This is a genomic window from Halomonas bluephagenesis (genome assembly GCF_054790765.1).
The window spans coordinates 1,024,233-1,043,678 of record NZ_CP133631.1; the positions used below are offsets into that span (position 1 = coordinate 1,024,233).

The 19,446-nt window shown below is 53.9% G+C and carries 19 protein-coding genes; 7 read left to right on the forward strand and 12 right to left on the reverse strand.

The window, feature by feature from the left end:
* Nucleotides 1-37: 37 nt before the first annotated feature.
* The 3 genes from rpoD to rpsU form a co-directional block, all read right to left on the reverse strand.
* Nucleotides 38-1,891, reverse strand: a complete 1,854-nt coding sequence (gene rpoD, locus REH51_RS04600) for an RNA polymerase sigma factor RpoD (RefSeq protein WP_498936975.1) — start codon at nucleotides 1,889-1,891, stop codon at nucleotides 38-40.
* Nucleotides 1,892-2,172: 281 nt separating this feature from the next.
* Nucleotides 2,173-4,077 (reverse strand): DNA primase, encoded by a 1,905-nt coding sequence (gene dnaG, locus REH51_RS04605; RefSeq protein WP_009721434.1) that lies wholly within the window; start codon nucleotides 4,075-4,077, stop codon nucleotides 2,173-2,175.
* A 177-nt stretch (nucleotides 4,078-4,254) separates the two neighbouring features.
* Nucleotides 4,255-4,470, reverse strand: coding sequence for a 30S ribosomal protein S21 (gene rpsU, locus REH51_RS04610; protein WP_007113641.1), 216 nt, complete (start codon nucleotides 4,468-4,470; stop codon nucleotides 4,255-4,257).
* Nucleotides 4,471-4,691: 221 nt separating this feature from the next.
* Between rpsU and tsaD the strand changes: the two genes are divergently transcribed.
* Nucleotides 4,692-5,732 (forward strand): tRNA (adenosine(37)-N6)-threonylcarbamoyltransferase complex transferase subunit TsaD, encoded by a 1,041-nt coding sequence (gene tsaD, locus REH51_RS04615; RefSeq protein WP_009721433.1) that lies wholly within the window; start codon nucleotides 4,692-4,694, stop codon nucleotides 5,730-5,732.
* Nucleotides 5,733-5,753: 21 nt separating this feature from the next.
* Here tsaD and plsY read toward each other — a convergent pair whose 3' ends face one another.
* Complete coding sequence (plsY, locus tag REH51_RS04620; RefSeq protein WP_009721432.1) at nucleotides 5,754-6,323, reverse strand: glycerol-3-phosphate 1-O-acyltransferase PlsY; 570 nt, start codon at nucleotides 6,321-6,323, stop codon at nucleotides 5,754-5,756.
* 106 nt (nucleotides 6,324-6,429) lie between these two features.
* Between plsY and folB the strand changes: the two genes are divergently transcribed.
* Together folB and folK are read left to right on the forward strand one after the other, a co-directional pair.
* Nucleotides 6,430-6,786, forward strand: a complete 357-nt coding sequence (gene folB, locus REH51_RS04625) for a dihydroneopterin aldolase (protein ID WP_009721431.1) — start codon at nucleotides 6,430-6,432, stop codon at nucleotides 6,784-6,786.
* A complete protein-coding gene (folK, locus tag REH51_RS04630) occupies nucleotides 6,783-7,328 on the forward strand; it encodes a 2-amino-4-hydroxy-6-hydroxymethyldihydropteridine diphosphokinase (RefSeq protein ID WP_498936977.1) in 546 nt (181 codons plus the stop codon). The genes folB and folK overlap by 4 nt, the downstream gene beginning before the upstream one ends.
* Nucleotides 7,329-7,348: 20 nt before the next feature.
* On the opposite strand, the gene REH51_RS04635 is transcribed toward folK, so the two are convergent.
* From REH51_RS04635 to REH51_RS04665, 7 genes are read right to left on the reverse strand one after another with little or no spacing between them, the layout of a single operon-like run.
* Nucleotides 7,349-8,494 (reverse strand): tRNA nucleotidyltransferase/poly(A) polymerase-related protein, encoded by a 1,146-nt coding sequence (locus REH51_RS04635; protein WP_009721429.1) that lies wholly within the window; start codon nucleotides 8,492-8,494, stop codon nucleotides 7,349-7,351.
* Between the two features lie 30 nt (nucleotides 8,495-8,524).
* A complete protein-coding gene (locus tag REH51_RS04640) occupies nucleotides 8,525-9,340 on the reverse strand; it encodes a symmetrical bis(5'-nucleosyl)-tetraphosphatase (RefSeq protein WP_009721428.1) in 816 nt (271 codons plus the stop codon).
* A 22-nt stretch (nucleotides 9,341-9,362) separates the two neighbouring features.
* Nucleotides 9,363-9,740: a Co2+/Mg2+ efflux facilitator ApaG/CorD gene (gene apaG, locus REH51_RS04645; RefSeq protein WP_009721427.1), complete on the reverse strand. Its 378-nt coding sequence runs from the start codon at nucleotides 9,738-9,740 to the stop codon at nucleotides 9,363-9,365.
* The gene (rsmA, locus tag REH51_RS04650; RefSeq protein ID WP_009721426.1) at nucleotides 9,737-10,567 is read right to left on the reverse strand and encodes a 16S rRNA (adenine(1518)-N(6)/adenine(1519)-N(6))-dimethyltransferase RsmA; all 831 of its coding nucleotides are present in this window, start codon (nucleotides 10,565-10,567) and stop codon (nucleotides 9,737-9,739) included. The genes apaG and rsmA overlap by 4 nt, the downstream gene beginning before the upstream one ends.
* A 26-nt stretch (nucleotides 10,568-10,593) precedes the next feature.
* A complete protein-coding gene (gene pdxA, locus REH51_RS04655) occupies nucleotides 10,594-11,643 on the reverse strand; it encodes a 4-hydroxythreonine-4-phosphate dehydrogenase PdxA (protein WP_009721425.1) in 1,050 nt (349 codons plus the stop codon).
* A 12-nt stretch (nucleotides 11,644-11,655) separates the two neighbouring features.
* Nucleotides 11,656-12,693, reverse strand: coding sequence for a peptidylprolyl isomerase (locus REH51_RS04660; protein ID WP_498936979.1), 1,038 nt, complete (start codon nucleotides 12,691-12,693; stop codon nucleotides 11,656-11,658).
* A gap of 39 nt (nucleotides 12,694-12,732) precedes the next feature.
* Nucleotides 12,733-15,180, reverse strand: coding sequence for an LPS-assembly protein LptD (locus REH51_RS04665; protein ID WP_009721423.1), 2,448 nt, complete (start codon nucleotides 15,178-15,180; stop codon nucleotides 12,733-12,735).
* A 70-nt stretch (nucleotides 15,181-15,250) separates the two neighbouring features.
* Between REH51_RS04665 and REH51_RS04670 the strand changes: the two genes are divergently transcribed.
* From REH51_RS04670 to speD, 4 genes are all read left to right on the forward strand, one after another.
* Nucleotides 15,251-16,261 (forward strand): aminoglycoside phosphotransferase family protein, encoded by a 1,011-nt coding sequence (locus REH51_RS04670; RefSeq protein ID WP_009721422.1) that lies wholly within the window; start codon nucleotides 15,251-15,253, stop codon nucleotides 16,259-16,261.
* Nucleotides 16,258-16,917 carry an N-acetylmuramate alpha-1-phosphate uridylyltransferase MurU gene (gene murU, locus REH51_RS04675; protein ID WP_009721421.1) on the forward strand — a complete coding sequence of 220 codons (660 nt, stop codon included), beginning with the start codon at nucleotides 16,258-16,260 and terminating at the stop codon, nucleotides 16,915-16,917. The genes REH51_RS04670 and murU overlap by 4 nt, the downstream gene beginning before the upstream one ends.
* An 88-nt stretch (nucleotides 16,918-17,005) precedes the next feature.
* Entirely contained in the window at nucleotides 17,006-17,425 is a 420-nt protein-coding gene (locus REH51_RS04680) for an OsmC family protein (RefSeq protein ID WP_009721420.1), read from the forward strand.
* A 219-nt stretch (nucleotides 17,426-17,644) separates the two neighbouring features.
* The gene (gene speD, locus REH51_RS04685) at nucleotides 17,645-18,439 is read left to right on the forward strand and encodes an adenosylmethionine decarboxylase (RefSeq protein ID WP_009721419.1); all 795 of its coding nucleotides are present in this window, start codon (nucleotides 17,645-17,647) and stop codon (nucleotides 18,437-18,439) included.
* 85 nt (nucleotides 18,440-18,524) lie between these two features.
* On the opposite strand, the gene lpxL is transcribed toward speD, so the two are convergent.
* Nucleotides 18,525-19,439: an LpxL/LpxP family Kdo(2)-lipid IV(A) lauroyl/palmitoleoyl acyltransferase gene (lpxL, locus tag REH51_RS04690; RefSeq protein WP_498936981.1), complete on the reverse strand. Its 915-nt coding sequence runs from the start codon at nucleotides 19,437-19,439 to the stop codon at nucleotides 18,525-18,527.
* Nucleotides 19,440-19,446: the final 7 nt, after the last annotated feature.

Below are 19,446 nucleotides of genomic sequence, written 5' to 3' on the forward strand. Positions count from 1 at the left end.
ATCAATTCACCACTCTCTACTTACTAGAGCTTACTGTTCACTCGTCGAGGAACGAGCGCAGCGGCTCAGAGCGACTCGGATGGCGTAGCTTGCGCAACGCCTTCGCTTCGATCTGACGAATCCGCTCGCGAGTAACGTCAAACTGCTTACCCACTTCTTCTAGCGTGTGGTCGGTGTTCATATCGATACCGAAACGCATGCGTAGCACTTTCGCTTCACGTGCGGTTAAACCGCCAAGGACGTTACGCGTCGCTTCGATCAAGCCTTCGCCAGTAGCCATATCAATCGGCAACAGCATAGTGCCGTCTTCGATAAAGTCACCTAAGTGCGAATCGTCGTCGTCACCAATCGGCGTCTCCATAGAGATCGGCTCTTTGGCAATTTTCAACACCTTGCGCACTTTGTCTTCCGGCATTTCTAGACGTTCGCCCAGCTCTTCCGGTGTTGGCTCGCGGCCCCTTTCCTGCAGCATCTGGCGAGAAACACGATTGAGCTTGTTGATCGTCTCAATCATGTGCACCGGAATACGGATGGTGCGTGCCTGGTCAGCGATCGAACGCGTAATCGCCTGGCGAATCCACCATGTGGCATAGGTCGAGAACTTGTAGCCGCGGCGATATTCGAACTTATCAACCGCTTTCATCAGACCAATATTGCCTTCCTGAATCAGATCCAAGAACTGCAGACCACGGTTGGTGTATTTCTTAGCAATCGAGATCACCAAACGCAGGTTAGCCTCAACCATCTCTTTCTTGGCACGACGCGCTTTCGCTTCGCCGATAGAGAGTTTGCGGTTAACCTCTTTGAGGTCGGCCACGGTGAGCTGCACCATGTCTTCTTCAAAGGCAATTTTGCGCTGTGAGCGAGCAATATCAGCGCGAAGTGGCTCAAGACGGTCAGCATATTTGGGCTGCGCTTCCTGGAAAGTGTCCAACCATTTTGGATTAGACTCGTACCCGGGGAACGACTTAATGAACGTCTTGCGCGGTACTTTAGCTTTCTTCACGCACAGCTGCATAACCGCTTTTTCTTGGGCACGCACCTGCTCAACACTAATACGTACTTGACCGCCCAGCCTCTCAAAATGCTTCGGCACTAGCTTGATTGGCGAAAACAGTTCGGCTAAACGAGCTTGCTCACTTTTAAGTTCAGCACTGCCACGACCATGTTTCGCGAACGCAGCTTCAACAGCGGCATTCTGCTCACGGATTTGTTCGAAACGAGCTTTCGCTTCTTCCGGATCTGGGCCACCTTCACTGGCAGTGCTGTCGTCATCCTCGTCGTCTTCGTCGCTATCGATATCATCATCGCTTAGCTCAGGTTCGGCTTCGGGTTCAGGCACTTCGGCTTCAGCAACGCCAGGGATCCCTTCATCAGGATCAATAAAGCCAGAGAACAAGTCGGACAAGCGACCAGGCGCTTCTTCATCCTGCGTGGCGTCATAAGCATCCAGGATAGAAGCGACAGCGCCGGGCAAATACGCCAGCGCTGACATTACTTCCCGTGTGCCCTCTTCTATCCGCTTGGCGATTTCGATCTCACCTTCGCGGGTTAGAAGTTCAACCGTACCCATTTCACGCATGTACATGCGTACAGGGTCGGTAGTGCGACCGACGTCGCTTTCCACGGCGGCGAGTGCCGCAACGGCCTCTTCCGCAGCGGACTCGTCCGTGGAGTGATCCGACATCATCAAAGTGTCTTCATCTGGCGCTTCTTCAACGACACTGATACCCATGTCGTTGATCATGCCAATGATGTCTTCCACTTGATCCGGGTCGGCGATATCCTCGGGTAGATGGTCGTTGACCTCGGCATAGGTCAGGTAGCCCTGTTCCTTGCCGCGCGCGATCAACTCCTTCAGACGTGACTGCTGCTGCGCATTTCCAGCCATAGAAACCCTATCTCGACGAAGAAGAATGAAACACCTGGGGCGCTGAATCGATTAAACTCAACAAGCCGAACAGTATAGCGTAAATAGCAGGATTTTTTCCAGCGAAACGTATTTGCGCGGTCATTCAGGTGTGTTAGGTTGTTCGGTTAGGCCAGCGCCTGGCGACTGACCCTTTATTTGGTGCCAACGTTAGGGAAATTCAACCCTAGCGCCTCAAACTCTGTTTCAGGTTCTCATCTTCCAAACCCTGATCTTTCAAAAACCGACATCTCGCAGCCCGCTTAGTGTCGTTGAACAAGCTCCATGACTAAGCTTGCCAAACGTTGCCGCTGCGCTTTATCTAGCTTCTGCCCAGAACGCTCTAAATCCAGCAACGCTTGGTACTCTTCCTGAGGCGAGCGCTTGCGCTGAACCTCCACTAGATGCTCAACCAGCCCTGTCAGCTCGGCCTCTCGGGTACCCTTGGGAATCAGCAGCTCCCGTGTCGCCAGCTCAGCCAATACCTGCCCTTCATGACTACCCTGAAAATGTGCCAACACCACTTGCGGGCTGCGATAACGCCCTGCACGCAGTAACTCAATCAAGTCACGACATAGCGGTGTTTCTTCATCTTCCGGCAACCAGTCCAAGGAGTCTGGTAGCGATGCCACTAAGCGAGGCTCATGCAACAGTAGCTGCACAATACGCGCCACGGTAGAAAGCACTTGCGGGCGACGCTGCTGAGAACGCCCCTTTTGTGACTTTTTACCAGAAGGCTTTGCGCTGGTCGGCTGTTCTTCATGATGCTCAAACGACATCATGTCAGGCGACTCAATCGGCTCCCAGTGTGCGGCCTCTTGCGAAGACGCTTTCTGTGCTTCTTTTTGCGCACTGGCAGTTGCTCGTTTATCAAGCAGTGCTTTCAGCTGCGATTGCGCCAACCCACTACGCTTAGCTAACGCCTCCAACAGTAACGATTTGAGCATGCCTTCGGGTACTTTGTTCAATGCTTCAAGCACCTGACTTGCAAACCGCTCACGCCCTTCTACTGTATTCAGGTCACGTCCCTGGGCCGCCTGCTCAAAGAGAAACTCAGATAGCGGCATCGCACAGGTAACGCGATCCTGAAATGCGTCGCTACCTTCACGGCGAACTAGCGTGTCAGGGTCATCACCCTCTGGCAGAAACAGAAAGCGCGCTTCACGACCGTCGATCATCTGCGGCAGTGCTGTTTCTAACGCACGGGTGGCAGCTTGACGTCCTGCACGGTCACCGTCAAAGCAAAACACCACGCGGCTGACTAAACGAAATAGTCGGCTGAGGTGATCTTCTGTCGTAGCAGTTCCCAAGGTTGCGACTGCGTTATTAATACCGTACTGCGCTAGCGCTACTACATCCATGTAGCCTTCAACAATGACGAGCTGCTCAAGCTTGCTTGAGGCTTGGCGCGCCTCATACAACCCATACAGCTCACGCCCTTTGTGAAAAACGGGGGTTTCGGGCGAATTCAGATACTTAGGCTGCTCATCGCCCATTACCCGACCGCCAAACGCAATGGTGCGGCCCCTTAAATCCCGAATAGGAAACATCACTCGATCACGAAAGCGGTCATACGTCCGCCCTGTGTCTTCACGGTGAATTAGCAAGCCGTACTCTATTTGGACAGACTCACCAATACCTCTCGCGCTTAAGTGCTGCTTCAGGGCTTCCCACCCGCCAGGCGCATAGCCAATACCATAGGCACTGACAACGTCTTGCGATAAACCACGCCCTTGCAGATAGCGCTGCGCTCCCTGCCCTTCCTGCATTTTTAGCCGTTCTCGGTAAAAACTGGCAGCAAGCTCAAGAAGGTTAACGCCCTCTTTGCGCTTTTTTTCGCGCTGCTGGGCGCGTGGATCATCGGCACCTTCACGAGGAACCTCTACCCCCAAACGACTAGCTAACTGCTCAACCGCATCGGGAAAGGGCAGTTTGTCGTATTCCATTAGAAAGCGTAGCGCATTACCGTGGGCACCACACCCAAAGCAGTGATAAAACTGCTTATCGGCGCTGACCGTGAACGATGGGGTTTTCTCTTGATGGAAAGGACATAGCCCAGAATAGTTACGCCCGGCCTTTTTAAGCTGCACACGCTCACCAACCACCTCGACCACATCAACGCGGCCTAACAGGTCATCAATAAAACGTTGTGGAATCTGGCCTGCCATGAACTACGGGCATCCTCGCGCAAAGCGCTAGCTCACTTGCCTAGGGTCATCGGGCATACTGCCAGATCACCATAAACAGCGATGAATCAAAACAAAAACAAACGGCCACCTAGTGGCGGCCGCTTGACATCCCTCTTGAGACGACCAGCTAACTGCTCCGGCCCCCTCGGGTACGGATCAATAGAGCCGTTCGAAACGCTTTTGCTCACGCTGAATCTTCTTGGCGTGGCGTTTTACGGCAGCTGCCGCTTTGCGTTTACGCTCAGCAGTCGGCTTCTCATAGTGCTCGCGGCGGCGTACTTCAGAAAGAACACCGGCTTTTTCGCAAGAACGCTTGAAGCGACGCAGGGCGACGTCAAACGGCTCGTTATCACGTACTTTTACAGAAGGCATTAAGCACTCACCTACCTTAAGGAGTCTTGAGTTCGGATAGTACGTACACGCTTAAAGACGCAGTGTACGACCCAGTTTTACAGCGCACAGTAGTCTAGTCTTGGTTGGCGATCTTTGCAAATGCTTACGCGCCTTAAGCATGAGAATGCTAAACTAGGGTGCTGATTAACAGCACTGCTTTTTAACCTGCAACTTTTTAACTTACAACGAGTTCTTCTGCCATGCGCGTACTGGGCATTGAAACGTCTTGCGATGAAACGGGCGTCGCGATTTACGATACTTCGCACACAGGCGGCAGCGGTCTGCTTGCCGATGCGCTGTATAGTCAAATTGCCATGCACGCCGAATATGGCGGTGTGGTACCCGAGCTGGCTTCTCGAGACCATACACGCAAGCTATTGCCGCTGATTGAGCAGGTGTTGCACGACGCCAAAATGACACGGCGCGATTTAGACGGCATTGCCTACACTGCAGGCCCGGGGCTAGTAGGCGCACTGATGGTTGGGGCCAGTACAGCGCACGGCATGGCGCGCGCTCTGGATATCCCGGTACTTGGCGTACACCACATGGAAGGCCACCTATTGGCCCCTATGCTGGAAGACGACGCCCCTGACTTTCCCTTCGTAGCCTTACTAGTCTCTGGTGGGCACACTCAGCTTGTCGAAGTACAAGCTCTCGGGCACTACCAGTTACTTGGTGAATCAGTCGATGATGCCGCTGGCGAGGCCTTTGACAAAGCGGCCAAAATGCTTGGGCTTGCCTATCCTGGCGGCCCTCACGTTGCTAAGCTTGCCGAGCAAGGCGACCCAAAGCGATTTCGCTTTCCACGACCAATGACCGACCGCCCCGGCTTGGACTTCAGCTTTTCCGGCTTAAAAACCCATACGCTGACCGCTATTCGTCAATTAGACGCTGCTGGCGAGCTAGACACCCAGGCCAAGGCTGATGTGGCGAGAGCATTTGAAGAAGCGGTAGTAGATACGCTGGTTATCAAATGTCGCCGCGCATTGGATCAAACCGGATTGAAACGCCTAGTGGTAGCAGGCGGCGTTAGTGCCAATCAACGCCTGCGCGAACGCCTAGCGATTGAAACAGAGAAACGTGACGCACGATCTTATTATCCTCGCGGGCGCTTTTGCACCGACAACGGCGCGATGATCGCTTATGTAGGTGCACAGCGATTGGCGGCGGGTGAGCACGATGAAAGTGGCGTTATGAAGGCTACGCCGCGCTGGCCGTTAGACACCTTAACACCTACCTAATGCCGGCTTTCTACCACCTGCTTAGCCGCGTAAATGCGGCTCTTCTCCTCGGCGCAGGCGGCGAACATTCAGCCCATGGCGGATAAGTACTAACAGGCTGAACCCACTCACGACCACAACATAATCGGGTGCTAGCCAGACGCAGGCCAGCGGCGCGATGAATGCACTAACGAGCGACGCTGCCGCTGCCATACGCAGCCGCCAAACAAGCAGCATCCAGCACACCGCGCTAAGCAGCGCCACGCTGGGCACCAATATCAGCAGCACGCCAAACGCACTGGCTACCGATTTACCGCCGCGAAAACTATGCCACAGCGGATAACTATGGCCCAGCAGAACGGCTAATCCGACTGCACCCTGTAGCCACACAGGTAGCTCCAGTAATTTGGCTGCCAGCACCGCAGGCGCTCCTTTTAACGCATCCAGTAGCAGCGTGGCGACCGCTAAGCGCGGCCCGTAAAGGCGTAATACGTTTGAAAATCCGGGATTACGCGAACCGCAATATCGCGGATCAGGAACACCTGCCAGTCGGCATACGCTCAGCGCCGCTAACCAGCTTCCGCTTAAGTAGCCCACCACGATCCATATCATGCTGCTCACCACCTTGACTCTTACCCAGCGTTAGATCTTACCCAGCTGTCGTTTCGCGCTATCCTCAAGTACAATCGCCCGCTTGTTGACGCTAGGGGGAAAACCTGTGGATCGCATTTTGATCGAAGCGCTGGCAGTAGATACCGTCATCGGTGTGTACGACTGGGAGCGCACTATTGTTCAGTCTCTGAGCTTGGACTTATCGCTCGCAACGGACATCCGTCCCGCTGCCGCTGCCGATGATTTATGCCTGACACTTGATTATGCAGCCATTTGCCAGCGAATTCAGCGCTTTGCCGACGAGCACCAATTTGCCCTTGTCGAGACCTTTGCCGAGCGCCTAGCGAAATGCTTACAGCAGGAATTTTCCATTACCTGGCTGCGCCTTACCGTGCGCAAGCCGGGTGCCGTTCCACAAGCCGCTAGCGTCGGCCTTGAAATCATCCGCGGCACGCTTCCATGAGCTTGGTTACTCTCAGTTTAGGCAGCAATATTGATCCCGACACCCATATTCGCCTGTGCCTAGATGCGCTTGAAGACACGTTTGGCCCCCTTCAAATATCACGCATTTTTGAAAGCGAGCCGGTGGGATTTAACGATAATCGCAACTTTTACAACCTTGTGGTTGCGTTTGATAGCGATTGCTCGGTGGGTGAGCTTCAAGCGTGGTCTAAGCAACTTGAAATTGCCCATGGGCGCACTCCCGATATGATTAAGTGCAGCCCTCGAGCACTGGATATTGACCTGCTTACAGTAGGTGGCATTTGCGGCACCATCGACGGTGTTCCCCTGCCACGAGGAGAAATCACGCACAATGCCTTCGTTCTACAGCCGCTAGCGGAGCTACTACCCAATCAGTACCACCCCGTCTATGGTTTGCCTTACGCTGCGCTATGGCAGCGCTTTAAAATGGGTAGTCAACGTTTGTGGGCCATCGATTTTCATTGGCGTGGCCGCTGGATTTCCCGGGCAGATCCTGCGCCAAAGACGGCATCAGCTCGCTGAACAGAACCTACAGCCAACTCTTAGCGCACATTTAACAATGCACGCGCCACTGCCTGCTGGCGGCATTCACGTAGCGCCTTACCTAAGGCTGCTCCACGATATCCTTCGTGCAATAGCGCTTGAGGGTCAACGCTTTGTGCGGCATGCCACGCACGGCTCAGCGGTTCAACCGCTTTCTCGGATAAACGCTTGATGAGCTGTAACTGCGCATTGACCTGCGCGGGCTTACGCCAACCATCCAAACGCTCCAGCCAGTGCAGAACGCGTTCTTCGTTTAACGGCTCAGCCAAAACGCTCATACTCATTGCCACATGGCGCGCAAGCTGCGTCACCGCATTAGGCAATCGCAATCTTATCGCCAGTGCATCACGCTGAGCATCATTCAATACCGACACCAACAACGCGTAGCGCCAGTGAGCCAGTGGAAGTGAGCTATCGATAGCCACCTGCGCGACCGTCTCAAGCGCCATCGCCTCAAGCGCGTTTGCCAGTACAACGTCATCTGTTAGCTCAGGCCACCAAGCAGCCAGCGCCTCGCAACCGTTTAAGGCGGTGAAGTAACGGTCAGGATTTGGTTCACCCAACGCTTTTTCGGTTTCGACCCACACTCGCTCCGCAGCAAGGTGGCTAAGCTCACCACTGCGGCTTACATCTCGCATTAGTTCGAGGGTTTCAGGCGCAATGGCAAACCCTAAGTGCGCATAACGGGCAAGAAAGCGTGCAGTGCGAAGCACCCGTAAGGGATCTTCACTAAATGCCGGGGACACATGGCGTAATAGGCGCTGCTCAATATCTCGCTGACCATTAAAGGGGTCGGTCAACGCACCATCAAAGCGCTGCGCAATCGCGTTGATGGTTAAATCACGCCTTGAAAGGTCTTCTTCTAAGGTCACATCAGGACTTGCGTGTACTTCAAAGCCACCATAACCGTGGCCAGACTTTCTCTCAGTGCGCGCTAGCGCATACTCTTCGGCGGTATCAGGATGCAGGAATACCGGAAAATCGCGCCCCACTGGTTTAAAACCTCTCCGCTGCATGATTTCTGGCGTGGCACCGACGACGACCCAATCATTATCCACTACCGGCCAGCCTAACAGCGTATCGCGCACTGCCCCGCCAACACGATAAACGTTGAGTCCTTTGGTTTTCGCATCTACCTGAAACACGGCTATCGCCCTTTTTTAATGCCTCGTGTTTTAATGCCTCGGCTGACAGCTCGGTACGCTGGTGCGTTCACCCGATTCTAGGTTGAGAGCGGTTAACGACCCGCCCCACACGCAACCAGTATCCAGCGCTTCAACCTTTATCTTTGCGTTCGGGGTGCAACCCTCTAGTGCCGCCCAGTGTCCGAATAACAGTTGAAGCGCATCTGCTCTTGGGTACTGAAACCATGGAGCAAACCCTTCAGGAGCACTTTCCAAGCCTTCTTTGGCAGCGAAGTCTAGCCGACCATTAGCGTCGATAAAGCGCATTCGGGTAAAGACATTGACGAGACAGCGCAAACGATCAACCCCTTCCAGGTCGTCACGGAACTGGTCAGGCTGATTACCAAATAACTGCGTTAAAAATTCACCCGCACGCTCACTGAGCAAAGCCGCTTGCACTTCTTGACTAAACGATACCGCCTGATCGGCGCGCCACGTGGGCAACACGCCCGCATGGGTCATCAGCGTGTTATTTTCATAAATTGCCAATGGCTGGCTTTGCAGCCAATCCAGCAACTGCTCGCGCTGCGGTGTAGCAAGAATGTCGCTTAGGGTGTCATTTTTTTTCAGTCTGCCGCCGCCACGAGCCGCCACCAACAAATGAAAGTCGTGGTTACCCAGCACGCATCGGGCAGCACTGCCTAACGCCTGCACTTCCTGCAAACAGGCGAGCGAGCCAGGGCCGCGATTGACTAAGTCGCCGACAAGCCAGAGCGCATCGTTTGCTGGATTGAAGCTCAGCTGCTCTAGCAAACTGACAAACTCGGCATGACAGCCGTGCAGATCACCAATGACATAGGTGCTCATGGCTACCCCTTTTAGAGAATGGTCAATGAAGCTGACGCGGCACCGCTAGCCTAAAAGGTGCAATGGGCACATCGAAAGCACGCTGGGTGTAGGTATTAAGCAGCGTATAAGCGCCTTCCATGACGCCTACCGGCGTTTGCAGAATAGCCCGACTGGTGTAGCGAAAACGCTGCCCAGGGCCAATTAATGGCTGCTGGCCCACCACTCCTTTGCCACGTACCTCTTGGCTGTCGCCGTTACCTTGGGTAATTTTCCAGTAGCGCGCCATGAGCTGCACGCTATGAGGGCTTTGGTTATGCACCGTCACGGTGTAACTAAACACAAAGCGCGACTCACTGTCGTTTGACTCGGCAGTACGGTACTCAGGCGCGACGCTAACTTCAATGGCAAGACCACTCACGCGCCTTCACTCCCCTTACCACTAAGCGCTTCATCAGCAGCCACTTGGTTGGCAATGGTGACGTACTCCGCAACCGTCAGGGTTTGTGGACGCCGTGCGGGATCAATACCTAGCGCTTCTAATGTTTCTGCACTCACCCTGCCTTTAAGATTATTGCGCAGTGTTTTACGCCGCTGACCAAACGCCAACTTGACCAGCTCAAACAGCAGCGCTGGGTCATCAGCTGTTTGGGGCAAGCTTTCGTGAGGCGTTAGCCTAACAATGGCGGAGTCAACTTTAGGTCTGGGAACAAAGGCTTCCGGCGGTACGATGAACAGCTGATCAACGTGGCAGTAATACTGAGCCATCACCGACAAGCGCCCCCAATCAGTGCTGCCTGGCTCAGCGGCCAAGCGCTCAACGACCTCTTTTTGCAGCATAAAGTGCATATCGGCAATGGCGTTACCCATGGTTAACAGATGCACAATTAACGGCGTCGAGATGTTGTAAGGCAGGTTACCGACGACTCGTAGCGCAGGACCATCTCCTTTTAGCGCGGCGAAATCAAACTTTAGCGCGTCACCTTCATGAATAACAAAGTCGGGGTAGTTAAAAAACTGCACTCTCAAGCCAGGAATAAGGTCACGGTCTAATTCAATGACTTCAAGCTTTCCTGCCGCCTCTAGCAACGGAGCAGTGAGCGCGCCTTGTCCAGGGCCAATTTCGACGAGTCGGTCGCTTTCGCGGGGTCCAATGGCACGGACAATACGCGAAATGATGCCGAGGTCACGCAGAAAGTTTTGACCAAAGCGTTTACGAGCGCGGTGCTGCTGAGGCACTTGAGACATCTAACAGTGTTCCTTGGAGGGTTGATTCATAAAGCAATTAAGGCATTGCCGCGCTGAGCAGCAAGTCGCTTTGCCAGCGCTAAGGCAACGCCTAAGCTATTGGGGTCGGCAATACCGCGGCCAGCTAAACTGAGCGCAGTACCGTGGTCGACCGAAGTACGTACCAGCGGCAGACCAAGTGTAATATTCGCCGCCTGACCAAAGCCTGCGTATTTTAGCACTGCCAGCCCCTGGTCATGATACATCGCCAGTACCGCATCAACGCCCGCCAAATGGCGTGGTGTGAAAAGCGTATCGGCAGGTAGAGGGCCTTGAACATCCAAACCTTCAGCGCGCAGCGCCTCCAGCGCAGGGATAATAACATCGAGTTCTTCGCGCCCTAAATGACCATCTTCTCCGGCATGGGGGTTTAGCCCACACACGGCAATGCGTGGGGCGACGATCCCAAACTGGTTTTTCAGATCAGTCGCGAGCAAACGGCTAATACGGGTGATTTTGTCGTAGGTAACTGCATCTGCCACTTCACGCAGCGGTAGGTGAGTGGTGACAAGCGCGACGCGTAGGTCACTGCTGCCCTGCCAACGACTCGACTGGGCGTGCAGCGCCTGGTCAGTAGCCAATAACATCACGACTTCATCAACTCCACAGGCATCGCGCAGCCATTCGGTGTGGCCAGTGAAGCTGGGAAAGCCTCCCTCGATAATCACCCCTTTATGAAGCGGCGCGGTGACCATTGCCGCTGCATGCCCTTGCTGACAGGCGTCTACAGCGATTTGCAGCGTTTCTAGCACATAGCCTGCATTAGCAGAATTGAGCACACCAGGAATGACTGGCTCGCGCAGTGCAGCGTGCCACACGACCAATCGCCCTGGCGAGGAAGCCTCCCTACTTCCAGGGGCTGCTTCTACCACGTCTAGATGAAGCCCAAGTAGCGCCGCACGCTGCTTCAGCAACCCCGTATCGCCAATGGCCACCGAATTATTCAGTTGGCCATTGGCGGCCAGCATCAGCGTAATCTCTGGCCCGATGCCCGCAGGCTCTCCGGTAGTAACCAGCAGTGGCGCGTTATTGCTCATTAGGATGGCTCATTAAAGGCGAATATCAACGAAGGCCTGTTCACGCATTTCACGCTGCCAAGTCTGCAGCTCTTCGTTCGCACGACGCTGGAAAATAGCCTGACGAACCTGCTCACGACGGCTTTCTTCCGTCACGTCCTGACGGCGACGTTCAAGCACTTCAATCACGTGGTAACCAAACTGGGAGCGCACAGGCTCAGATAGCTGGTTAACACTCAGTGACCCCATGGCCTCTTCGAAGGCTGGCACCGTTTGTCCTGGGCGTACCCAGCCAAGCTCACCGCCATTCATGGCACTGCCACGGTCGTCACTAAATTCACGAGCAACAGACGCGAAGTCTGCCCCTTGCTGTAAACGCTGACGTGCCTGCTCAGCACGGGCGCGGGCCTGGTTCTCATTGCGCGTTGGCGTTAACTCCACCAAAACGTGGCGAGCACGCGCTTCTTCAATGAATGCCTGACCTTGCTGAGATGGCTGCTGATTCAAGAAGCGTTCAACGTCACGATCAGTCACGGTGACACGCTGACTAATTTGGCGCTGCTGCACTTGGCGCATCAGTATTTCGCGGCGTCCCTCTTCACGCACGTCAGCCAGCGTCATGCCATCCGCTTCCACGGCATCGGCAAACTCTTCTAGCGTCATGCCATTAGACTCTGCAATGGAGCGCACTTGGCGATTAAGCTCCGTGTCGTCCACGCTAAGATTGGCCTGGCGAGCCATCTGGAGTTGGATTTCATCCATCACCATGCGCTCTAGCACCTGCTGTGCCAGTTGGCTACGGGGCGGTAAGTTACCACCTTGGGCCTGCGCCTGTTGCTCCACCTGGGCAATGCGGTCGTCAAGTTCGCTGCGCATGATGACCCCGTCATTGACGACAGCCACAACGCTATCCAGCATTTGCCGCTGGGTCGATTCAAAATTTTGTGCGTAAACCGACAGCGGTACAAGCGTAGCACTCGTTCCAAGGCAGAGCGCCATCATGCCGCCAGCAGAAAGCAGTTTTGCCCGCTTTTTCAAGCCATCGGTCAGCAGGGTCTTTCTGGTAGTCATAAAGAATCTCTTTCAGTCAGTCGCCATTTAACAAAATCGTTACAGGGGCGTTGGGCGGTAGCCAGGAATGGCCTGTTCAAAGTAGCCGTCAGCCTGTTGACCAACGCCACCAAGGCCACGGAATACAAAGCGTAAAAATAACCCGCGGTCGTTAAAGTCATCACCCACGCGGGCGGTGTCGTTATCGTCTACCCACTCACGCCATACCAGCTGTAAGCCATAGCAGCAGTCGTTCCACTGAACACCGGCCAGACGTTCAAGCGCACGGTCATTGGTTTGATCGTGCAGGTAGCGACCAATCAAATCAATCCTCGGGCTGGCTTTCCAAGCAAGTGACAGATCCCACTCTTCTCGACTGTAATCTCTAAAGCCGTCATCACCGGGTACGACGCCTGGATCGAAACCTTCGATCTCCCAACGATAACCAAGGTTCACTACGTGACCGGCGGGATGACGATAACGTGCATCAACGCTAGAGCGCTCGGTCTGTTCACGCTGGTCGTCGTATAACCATTCATAGCCTGCGCTCCACCGATCATTAATCTGCCAATCGAGCCTTGTAACCAACGGAGAACGGTCGCGGGTAGCCTGGTAGCGGCTTAGAGGGTTCACGTTAGGATCATCTTCTGGATGAGCAGGTAGCGTATCTGGATCGCCCTCGCTATCGATGCGACGTTCGGAAAAATAAACACTTTGCCCAACCCCTAGGGTCAACCGATCCCGTCCAGAGGCGTCTTCAATAAAGCGAGATTGTACGCCCAGCGACACGCGATTAAGGTCACCTAAGCGATCTGCGCCTGAGAAGCGATGAGGAGACCATAGCTGATCCCACGAGAATGCTCGCTCGCGGCTGTCAAAATCAGGCAGTTGCGTTTGATTAGTGCGCGGGACGTACGCATAGTTCAAACGTGGTTCAAGGGTCTGGCGATAGTCTTGACCACGCAGCTCAAGCTCACGTTCAAACACAAGGCCACTATCAATTGATGTGACCGCTGCGCTGCGGGTGGGAGACGTTCCCCGGTCAGTGACGCGATCGCCATAATCCAGCTCATAGGCGGTATGCCAAAGCTCGGTACGCGGCTCGATATAGCCCCAGGGCTGTTCAAAACGCCAACCGATTACCGGCGTGAGGTGCAGGCGCGTGCCGGTGGCAGCTTCGCGTTCTGGCACCTGTCGCTCGTCTACGTCACGCCAAAAATAAGTCGCGTTAGAGCGCCATTGTGTATAGAGACCGTTGCTCAACTGCCAGTCAGAGTTGGCTGTCAAACTTGGCAGACGGTAAAAGGGTTTGTCGGAATCACTTAACGGGTCTTCCAACCTCTGAAAGCCTTGGGCACGGGCATCTAACCGCCAACGCTCGCCGCGGTAATCTACCTGAGCTAACCGCTCCATACTAACGCGTTCATTATTGCCAAACTCACCACCAAAATCATCAAAATAGCGCCCATCACTGGCGGCACCATAACGTAATTGGTAATCACTGCGAGGCGTCAGTGTCCCTGCATGTTTAGCATCGATATACCAGCGGTCATTACCTTCAAAGCGATTATCACCATTGTTACTGCCGTCATCGCTCCTGATATATCCACCGTCTACCGTTCCTCGACTCTCTTCAAGCAAGTAGCGGTACTCACCATTGAGCAGCAGACCACGATCCGACATCCAGCGCGGCGTAATAGTGGCATCATGATTGGGCGCTATATTCCAGTAAAAGGGCTGAGCATAGTCAAACCCCTCATTGGAAAAGCTAACAGAAGGTGACAGCAACCCTGTATGGCGACGGTCATCAATGGGAAAACGCAGCCAGGGCCAATAGAAAATTGGCACGTCTTTAACTTCTAAACGTGCATGTCGCGCGGTGCCAAATCCTTCAGCTTGGTTCAGCTTTATATCGCTACTAACGAGTTGCCAGCTATTCGTGCCTGGATCACACGTCGTAAATGAAGCATTTCGCAGACGATATTGCTCTTCACCGGTTTGCTCTAACTGGCTGGCCTGGCCCCGTAAATGCTGTTGGTAAAGCACATAGTGGCTGTTGCGTAACGAGGCCCGATCATCGTTCAGCATTAGTGTAGCTTGCTCGCCACGCACCAACGCTTGGCCATCACGTATGGCTAGATTACCCTCTGCATCTACTCGCTGGCGGTCTGCAGGTAAGTACATCTGCGCCGCTTGCAGCTCCGTGTTTCCGCGACGTAGTACAACATCGCCGCGCAACAGCGCTTCACCATCTGCGGCGTAATCGACTTCCTGAGTCTCAACCGACAACGTTTCAGGGTTATCTTCCGCTGGCAAGCGGTAGCCAGGCATCACATAACGCCCTCGACACAGCTGGTGCGGTGCTTCATCTTGGCTCCAGGCCTGCCAGTCCAGCGCCTCAGCAGGCAGCGACTGGCCTTGTGCCAACGCTGAAAATGAGGCGCCAGCGAGCAAACTGCCCAACAGCGTGTGCGCAACCGGTACGGTACGCGAGATTCGCTTGCCCATGTTCGTTATCCTTGGCATCCAGAATCGGTATTATACAGCCCGCATGATGCCCGACCAGCAAGGAGCTTGCATGTCCTCTTCTAGGATTGACGCCCTCACCCAGTGGGCGGCTGAACAAAATGGCCTAAATAGCGCCGCTATTCGACTCTCTCCAGCCGGTGGTGACGCCAGTTTCCGGCGCTATTTCCGGCTAACACTGCCTCATGGCGGCACTCAAATAGTAATGGATGCGCCCCCCGCCCAGGAAGACTCAACGCCTTTCGTCGCTATCGGAAAACGCTGGTACGCGGCAAAACTGCCCGTTCCGAATATTTACGCCGCCGACCTCGACGCGGGTTTTTTGCTGCTTGATGACCTTGGGGATACCCCTTTACAGGCGCTATTCACTGATGAGGCGCGTATTCAACAAACCCATTTGGATGCGCTGACCTTGCTTGCCAAGTTACAAAACCACGCTAATCCCGCCACGCTACCGCCATACGATGCGGCGCTGCTGGGTCGAGAGCTAGACCTCTTTCCTGAGTGGTGTTTAGGTAGTTGGCTGTCGCTACCAACGCCTAGCAGTTGGGATGCACTGCGTGGATACCTCATTGAACAGGCACTTGAGCAACCCGTTGTCAGCGTACATCGCGATTATGATGCGATGAATATCATGGTGCACGATCAGCAGCTATACATGATTGACTTTCAAGACGCAGTTGCTGGGCCAATCAGTTACGACGTTATTTCCTTACTACGCGGACGTTACTGCCGTTTTTCTCAGGCGCAGTTTATGCAGTTCGTCGACTCCTTTTATCGCCAAGCGCGACAAGATGGGCGTCTCTCTCGCCATGTCAGTAACGATGAATTTCTGACCCAATGCCAAGCGATGGCCGCTCAACGCTGTCTAAAAGTACTTGGTATTTTTTGCCGCTTAACGCTTCGCGATGCAAAACAAGGCTATTTATCACGCCTGCCGCATTTTTTGGCGCATTTAGAAGATAGCCTAACTGCGCTTCCCCAGCACAGCGAGTTTGCTGAATGGGTAAGTGACACACTGCGTCCCGCCATTGCCCTACGTTTAGCGGAAAGCACGTTATGAAGGCGATGATTTTAGCCGCGGGCCTAGGCAAACGGATGCGGCCACTTACCGACCACTGCCCAAAACCACTGTTACCGGTAGGCGATAAGCCACTTATTGTGCACCATCTCGAACGGCTCAAGCGTGCTGGCATTGATGAAGTGGTCATCAACGTGAGCTATCGCGCAGAGCAGATCATGGCAGCGCTAGGTGATGGAAGCGACTATCAGTTACGGATTCTTTGGAGTCATGAAGAGACCCCCTTAGAAACCGGTGGTGGTATTCAAAAGGCACTGCCCCTTCTTGGCGATGCTCCGTTTCTTCTGGTCAATGGGGACGTCTGGTGCGATTACACTCCCTCAGAATCGTTGCTACGGGGAAGTGACCTAGCCCATCTTGTGCTAGTAGATAACCCTTCTCACCACCCCAGCGGCGATTTTTCCCTTATCGACGGGCGCGTTGAAGTGGAAGGCCGCCAGCGCCTCACCTTTGCAGGTATTAGCCTGCTACACCCTGAGCTACTTTCTGATCAGCCGCCAGGGGTGTTCGCCCTGGCACCGCTGCTTAAGCAGGCGATGGCTGGCAACCGCGTCAGTGGTGAACATTTTTCAGGCCACTGGGTCGATGTGGGAACCCCAGAGCGACTAGAGGTTCTTGAACGCCATCTTCTGGCGTAAACGGGCAGTAGCGACGAAGAAGTGCGTCTACCGCTAGAAATGTTATGCTTCGCGACCTACCTATAGGTGCCTAGATGAGGAGAGCGACGTGAAAGCACGGGTAAAATGGATAGATGGTCGCCAATTTGTAGCAGAGTCCGGCAGTGGGCACAGTGTCGTTATCGACGGCCCTCCTGACCACGGAGGCCGCAACACCGGCCCCCGCCCAATGGAAATGCTGTTGATGGGCATGGGCAGTTGTACCGCCTTTGATATCTTGAATATTCTTGATAAAGCCCGTGCCGATGTCACCGACTGTGTTGCGGAGCTTGACGCTGAGCGTGCCGATGAAGTGCCCGCTGTGTTTACCAAGATCCACGTGCACTTTGTGGTGACTGGCCGCAACTTAAAAGAAAAGCAGGTACAGCGGGCAGTTGAACTATCTGCAGAGAAGTACTGCAGCGCGTCTATCATGCTGGTACAAGGCGGCGTTGAGATAACCCACTCTTTTGAGATTGTCGACGCTTGAGCTACTCGGAGCGCCATCTTCCCTGTTTATTAAAAAAAATAGCGCGCCTGGATGCATACCATGCGCTTGGCGGGCATAATACGCTCGCTTGTTTTTACCCCTACTGCGTAGCAAACGGCCGCTTTGCAGAAAGCGACCACAGCATCACGGTGACAAGTTTTTATCGGTTCCGGCGCTGGCTCGTCGGGGTGTCTTCATCTGCCATAGGGAGGTTCGGACGTGTCAGATAATCTCCGACTCCACGGGTTTAATAACCTGACTAGCTCGTTGAGCTTTAACATTTACGACATCTGTTACGCCAAGACCGAAGAGCAGCGTGCGGCTTACATCGACTATATCGATGAGCTTTACAACGCCGAACGTTTGACGCAGATTCTAAAAGACGTCACCAATATTATCGGCGCTCATGTGCTCAATATTGCTCGTCAAGACTATGAGCCCCATGGGGCCAGCGTTACGATCCTGATCGCTGAGCACGAACTGGATGAATCCAATCCAGAGCAAACCGAACCAGGTCCTGGGCCGCTACCTGAAACAGTCGTGGCACATCTTGATAAAAGCCACGTGACGGTGCACAGCTACCCTGAGTCGCACCCTGATAACGGCATCAGCACCTTTCGATTAGACATTGACGTGTCTACCTGTGGCCACATCAGCCCGCTGAAGGCGCTGAACTACCTAATCCACAGTTTCGACTCTGACATTGTCACCATGGATTATCGGGTTCGCGGTTTTACCCGTGATGTCGATGGTAAAAAGCTGTTTATTGATCACGACATTACCTCGATTCAGGATTACTTGGCAGAAGATACCAAGCACGCCTACCAAATGATCGACGTGAACGTCTATCAAGAAAACATGTTCCACACCAAAATGCTGCTGAAAGACTTCGAACTTGATAACTATCTGTTCGGCACATCGCGTCGCGACATTACATTCGAAGAAGCACGGGACATTGAAAGCCGGCTGCGCAAAGAGATGCTAGAAATTTTCTACTCTCGAAATCTGGACTAACGCCTGCTTTCAACGTTAACGAAAAGCCGTTCTGCCACCCTAGCAGAACGGCTTTTTTTGTTTATCACTTCGCTAACGAATGCTACTAGTAAACGCCTGCCTCCCCTTCCGGGCGAGTTTTAAAGCGCCGATGAAGCCATAGGTACTGCTCAGGATGCTTGCGAATAGCCTGCTCGATAAATTCGTTGACCCTTGTTGCATCGGCCACTTCATCACCGCTTGGAAAGTTATCAAGCGCGGGCAAGCAAGTGATGGTATAGGTCTGGTTATCTGGGTTTCGGTGATACATCAGCGGCACTACCGGCGCGCCCGTTAAACGGGCAATTTTAGCCGTAAGGCGAATGGTCGCCGCTTGCTGACCAAATAATGGTGCAAATACGCTAACGTCGCGACCATAGTCCTGATCAGGGGAGTACCATACGGTTCGCCCAGCTTTGATGCGCCGCACCATGCCACGCAAATCATGCCGATCAATCGCTTGGCCGAAAACTTGCGAGCGAGCACGTGTCATAAATCGCTCAAACAAGGGATTATTATGCGGGCGATAAACCGCATCCGCGGAGAAAAACAGCGAATGCAGCGCACCGCCTAGATCCAACGTTGAGAAGTGCACCCCCACAATGAGCACACCTTTTCCCTGAGCTTGAGCGCGCGCTAAGTTTTCCTGACCATGGTAGGCCACACGGTGACGCAGACTCTCGGCATTACGGCACCAACCCGTAGCGGTCTCTACCAGCCCCATCCCATTGGCAATAAAAATCTCTTTTCCCAGCCGGTGCTGCTCATCGGCACTTTTTTCAGGGAAACAGAGTGCAATATTTGTCTCAGTGATATGCCGCCGACGCTTTATGAAACGCCATGCTAACAAACCAATTACTTTCCCAACCCATAGTTTAAGCCGCCAGGGAAGCCAGGCAACAACATGCATTGCGCCTATCGCAAGCCAGGTTGGCCAGTAGCGAGGGTGTGCAAATGACCGCGGATAAGAGGTTTTAGACATACTGATA

What these genes read in the sequence shown, in the direction of transcription:
- rpoD (WP_498936975.1), bottom strand. Translation starts at nt 1,891, where the DNA reads ATGGCTGGAAATGCGCAGCAGCAGTCACGTCTGAAGGAGTTGATCGCG.
- dnaG (WP_009721434.1), bottom strand. Translation starts at nt 4,077, where the DNA reads ATGGCAGGCCAGATTCCACAACGTTTTATTGATGACCTGTTAGGCCGC.
- rpsU (WP_007113641.1), bottom strand. Translation starts at nt 4,470, where the DNA reads ATGCCTTCTGTAAAAGTACGTGATAACGAGCCGTTTGACGTCGCCCTG.
- tsaD (WP_009721433.1), top strand. Translation starts at nt 4,692, where the DNA reads ATGCGCGTACTGGGCATTGAAACGTCTTGCGATGAAACGGGCGTCGCG.
- plsY (WP_009721432.1), bottom strand. Translation starts at nt 6,323, where the DNA reads ATGATATGGATCGTGGTGGGCTACTTAAGCGGAAGCTGGTTAGCGGCG.
- folK (WP_498936977.1), top strand. Translation starts at nt 6,783, where the DNA reads ATGAGCTTGGTTACTCTCAGTTTAGGCAGCAATATTGATCCCGACACC.
- REH51_RS04640 (WP_009721428.1), bottom strand. Translation starts at nt 9,340, where the DNA reads ATGAGCACCTATGTCATTGGTGATCTGCACGGCTGTCATGCCGAGTTT.
- rsmA (WP_009721426.1), bottom strand. Translation starts at nt 10,567, where the DNA reads ATGTCTCAAGTGCCTCAGCAGCACCGCGCTCGTAAACGCTTTGGTCAA.
- pdxA (WP_009721425.1), bottom strand. Translation starts at nt 11,643, where the DNA reads ATGAGCAATAACGCGCCACTGCTGGTTACTACCGGAGAGCCTGCGGGC.
- REH51_RS04660 (WP_498936979.1), bottom strand. Translation starts at nt 12,693, where the DNA reads ATGACTACCAGAAAGACCCTGCTGACCGATGGCTTGAAAAAGCGGGCA.
- REH51_RS04665 (WP_009721423.1), bottom strand. Translation starts at nt 15,180, where the DNA reads ATGGGCAAGCGAATCTCGCGTACCGTACCGGTTGCGCACACGCTGTTG.
- REH51_RS04670 (WP_009721422.1), top strand. Translation starts at nt 15,251, where the DNA reads ATGTCCTCTTCTAGGATTGACGCCCTCACCCAGTGGGCGGCTGAACAA.
- murU (WP_009721421.1), top strand. Translation starts at nt 16,258, where the DNA reads ATGAAGGCGATGATTTTAGCCGCGGGCCTAGGCAAACGGATGCGGCCA.
- lpxL (WP_498936981.1), bottom strand. Translation starts at nt 19,439, where the DNA reads ATGTCTAAAACCTCTTATCCGCGGTCATTTGCACACCCTCGCTACTGG.